Consider the following 1,294-nt stretch of genomic DNA (forward strand, 5'->3'; position numbering starts at 1 on the left):
ATTGTGGGAATTGAAACCTGATCGAATCGAAGGGAAAGGTGTTCTGCCTTTCCCTAATTAAGCTGTATCGTCTATGGGCTTCATGAAACTTACCCGAATGGTTTGTTTCACAGGTAGGCCGGGGAGTAGCTGCTGGCGACCCCCTGACTATTGACCATGACCTGTTCATACTTTTGAGTCAGAACTTGCATTTTCTTGAGAATGGATTCAGTGGTGACAGAGATGGCTGTTGGCATGTAACGTCCCTCTTTATATTGCGTAAAACCTGATTTGGAAAAAAACCATTGTGCTTTAACCTTGGCGAGCAGTTTTCTGATTTCAGGAGTATTCACCGGGGACTGGTCGAGTTCATTCAGTGAGCTTTCGAACAGAGCCATGGATTCTTCAAAATCTCTCTCATAGTCGTCACCCACGCCCCAGGCCAAAGCCTGATAATACATGGCAATTCTCTGGCTGAGTGCGCGCTGTCGACCTGAAACGTTGATGAGCCTGGCTTTACTGGTGGCCGAGTGCTTTTCAATTAATGTGACCAGATCATTGCTGCTGTTGAATACAGTCAGAGCCTTTTGAATGAGTTCGGTAGCTGCTCCTCTGTCGGGTGTCGACAGTGCTATTTTTTTGTAGCTTTTCCAGTCTTTCTCAATGACTCTTAGCTGGTGTTTGATTTCATCGTTGGGCGCGTAATTTGATAAAGCGTGAAAATTATTTTCAAAGAGAATAATGCTTTTATAGAGCTGCTCTTTAGCTTCTTCTGAGTTAATGTCGGCCCCGATCATCAGGTAACTTTTAGCGACTCGCTGAGAAAGCATCCGTTGCAGACCGGATGTGTTGACCGCCTCGGCATCGTTTAAAGCGGCTGAAGTCACCCCTGAGTATGCCATTAAAAACACCGTTACGAAGCCCAGGTGCGTACAGCAACATAAAAGTGGGCGAAAGTCGGGAAGTATTCTGGAAATCTGCACTGTTTTGATCGCTCCTTGCGCTATTTCGGGTCATCCTGATGAGTTATGGATTCAACAGGTTGCGTTGCAAGGGGAAGTGCAGAATATATGCCAGTGCTGGGTAATTATGCGAAGTTGTCGGAAAAACCAAGCTGACAACGAAAAAAAAAGCATAAGCCGTCAACGTCGATAGTATGAGACAGCTTTCTCTCAACAGGATACTGTCGTGCATTGTCATTTTATGCTGCTATCTGTTGTCACCTTAAAGTGTTTCCGACATAGAAGTTAAGAGTCAATTCCGAGGCCATCGTTGCCTCTGGTGTGGGACAAACAAGACGCTAATAAGTTCTGCT

General features: G+C 45.4%; 1 protein-coding gene. It reads right to left on the minus strand.

Annotated elements, in window-relative coordinates; genetic code table 11:
• Positions 1 to 107: 107 nt before the first annotated feature.
• Positions 108 to 881 carry a type IV pili methyl-accepting chemotaxis transducer N-terminal domain-containing protein gene (locus KDK19_RS04445; RefSeq protein WP_257254390.1) on the minus strand — a complete coding sequence of 258 codons (774 nt, stop codon included), beginning with the start codon at positions 879 to 881 and terminating at the stop codon, positions 108 to 110.
• Between the last annotated feature and the right edge of the window lie 413 nt (positions 882 to 1,294).

The sequence above is a fragment of the Endozoicomonas sp. ONNA1 genome (genome assembly GCF_024606325.1).
Classification (GTDB): domain Bacteria; phylum Pseudomonadota; class Gammaproteobacteria; order Pseudomonadales; family Endozoicomonadaceae; genus Endozoicomonas_A.

Excerpts from the sequence above, each read along its gene's own strand:
- KDK19_RS04445 (WP_257254390.1), bottom strand. The coding sequence starts at position 881 with ATGGCATACTCAGGGGTGACTTCAGCCGCTTTAAACGATGCCGAGGCG.